The 2,328-nt window shown below is 75.8% G+C and carries 3 protein-coding genes and 1 pseudogene; 1 reads left to right on the top strand and 3 read right to left on the bottom strand.

From position 1 onward, the window contains the following. The 3 genes and pseudogenes from AC0CYZ_RS26385 to AC0CYZ_RS26375 form a co-directional block, all read right to left on the bottom strand. Nucleotides 1-265: pseudogene (locus AC0CYZ_RS26385) on the bottom strand (glycosyltransferase family 9 protein); the annotation flags it as partial. Nucleotides 266-296: 31 nt separating this feature from the next. Next, entirely contained in the window at nt 297-1,037 is a 741-nt protein-coding gene (locus AC0CYZ_RS26380; RefSeq protein ID WP_472220880.1) for an RNA polymerase sigma factor SigF, read from the bottom strand. 149 nt (nt 1,038-1,186) lie between these two features. Beyond that, nucleotides 1,187-1,651, bottom strand: a complete 465-nt coding sequence (locus AC0CYZ_RS26375) for an ATP-binding protein (RefSeq protein ID WP_472220878.1) — start codon at nt 1,649-1,651, stop codon at nt 1,187-1,189. A gap of 230 nt (nt 1,652-1,881) precedes the next feature. Here AC0CYZ_RS26375 and AC0CYZ_RS26370 point away from each other — a divergent pair. After that, a partial coding sequence (locus tag AC0CYZ_RS26370; protein ID WP_472220876.1) for a D-glycero-alpha-D-manno-heptose-1,7-bisphosphate 7-phosphatase occupies nt 1,882-2,328 on the top strand: 447 nt, incomplete at its 3' end.

The following is a 2,328-nucleotide window of genomic DNA, read 5'->3' as shown; positions in this document are numbered from 1 at the left end:
GCCCGACCCGGCGCACCGGGCGCTCCCCGGCGAGGGCGTCGAGCCGGGCGTGGCTCTGCGGTCCGCGGCCGTGGAGGTTGACCACGACGTCGGGTGGGGGCGCGGTCGCGTCGTCGGCGACGGCGTCCACGGGGAAGCCCGCCACGTCGCCCACCCACCCTGGGCCGAGGAGCACCACCCGGTGGTCGGGCAACGCCCGGCGGAGCAGGCGCAGGGCGGGCACGGCGACGAGCAGGTCGCCGAGGCCGAGGTCGCGCAGGACCACGGCCGTCGGCGCCTCGCACGGGACCGGAGGCCTAACGGGCGTTCTCTCCCAGCCCCTCGCGCAGCTGGGCGAGGGTCTTGGCGAGCAGACGCGAGACGTGCATCTGCGAGATGCCGACCTCGGCCGCGATCTGCGACTGCGTCATGTTCTTGAAGAACCGCAGCATGATGATCGTGCGCTCGCGCGGGGCGAGCTGGGAGAGCAGCGGGGCCAGCGACTGCTGGTACTCCACCTTGTCCAGCGCGGCGTCGGCCTCGCCGAGCAGGTCGGAGACCGTGCCCGAGTCCGGGTCGTCGACGAGCATCTCGTCCAGCGAGCCCGACCGGTACGCGTTCGAGGCCTCGAGCGCCTCGAGCACGTCCTCCTTGGGCAGGTTGAGGTGCGCCGCGAGCTCGGCCGCGGTCGGCGCCCGGCCGAGGGTCTGCGACATCTGGCCCATCGCCGAGGACAGCGTGACGTTGAGGTCCTTGAGGCGCCGGGGCACCCGCATCGACCAGGCCTGGTCGCGGAAGTGCCGGCGGACCTCCCCGGTGATCGTCGGCACCGCGTAGGACAGGAAGTCGGTGCCGCGCGAGGGGTCGTAGCGGTCGACGGCGTTGATCAGCCCGAGGGTGGCGACCTGCTCGAGGTCCTCCTCGGGCTCGCCGCGGCGCGAGAACCGCCGGGCGATGTGCTGGGCGACCGGCAGGTGGCCGCGCACGAGGTCGTCGCGCAGCCGGGCCCGGCGGGGGTCGCCCTGGGGCAGGCTCGCGTGCTCGGCGAGCATCGGCATCAGGTGGTCGTATTCGCCGCGGGAGCCGCGGCGAGCCTGCCGCTCGGCCGGGGCGTGGCCGTCGGTGGCCTCGGGCTCGGGGGCCTGGCCGTCCCGGTTCTCCGTCGCCGGGTCGACGGTGACCGTCGCCGGGTCGACGTCGTGGGCCGTCACGAAAGCGTGGTTCCGAGACGTCGCACCGACAGGCGCACGGCCAGCCGGAACGGGTCCCCGGCCTGGCCGGGGGTCGCCGAGAGCATGCGGACGTCGTCGGCGAGGGTCGTGAGGACCCGCCAGCCGAAGGAGTCGGTGGCCAACCGCTCCGCCCCCGTGGTCTGGACCGATGAGGTCACCGTGATGTGCTCCTCGTGGACGATGAAGCTGCAGGTCAGGCGGGTGTCGGGGCGGGCGAGGGCCACAAGGCTCGAACAGGCCTCGTCGACGGCCATCCGCAGGTCCGCCACGGCGTCGAGGGTGAACTCCGCACGTGCGGCGAGGTCGGCCGCGACGGTGCGCATCGTGACGACCGCGCGCGGTACGGCGGGGACGCGGACCTCGACGTCCTCCGGCGGCAGGAAGCGGTCGCCGGGGTCGTCCGGGACAGGGCCGTTCGGCGGGGAGTCGGGTCGCGCCACGAGCACCTCCTCGTCGGGCCGCACCGGCCGCACGCCCCTGCCGGGACGCGGTCGAGCGCGTCGTACTCCGCGGCGAGGGCGAGCCCCCCGCCGTCCTCGGTCGCCGGTCGTGTACCCGGGGCCCCTGGCCACAAACCGATCGGCCCCCCGGGTGAGAGTGCGTCCGCCCGAACGGAGATCGGGTTCCCGCCGTCCTGCGGGCCGCCGTCGGGCGTGGTGTCCTCGCCCGCGTGCGCCGCGGTGAGGTCCCCCCGACGCCGGCCGCGGTCCTGTTCGACCGCGACGGCACCCTCGTCCACGACGTCCCCTACAACGGCGACCCGGCGAAGGTCGACCCCGTCGCGACCGCCCGCCCCGCCCTCGACCGGCTGCGGCGCGCCGGCATCCCGGTCGGGGTGGTCAGCAACCAGTCCGGCGTCGCCCGCGGGCTGCTGACCGAGCAGGACGTCGTCGCGGTGAACGCCCGCCTCGACGAGCTGATCGGGCCGATCGGGGTCTGGGCCTGGTGCCCGCACGGTGAGGCGGACGGCTGCGCGTGCCGCAAGCCCGCCCCGGGCCTGGTCCTCGACGCGGCCCGGCGGCTCGGGGTCGACCCGCGCGCCTGCGCGGTGGTGGGGGACATCGCCGCCGACCTCGGGGCCGCCCGGGCGGCGGGGGCCGTGGGGGTCCTCGTCCCG

The sequence above is a fragment of the Actinomycetospora sp. genome, assembly GCF_055612215.1.
This window is presented reverse-complemented; position numbering and strand designations above follow the sequence as displayed.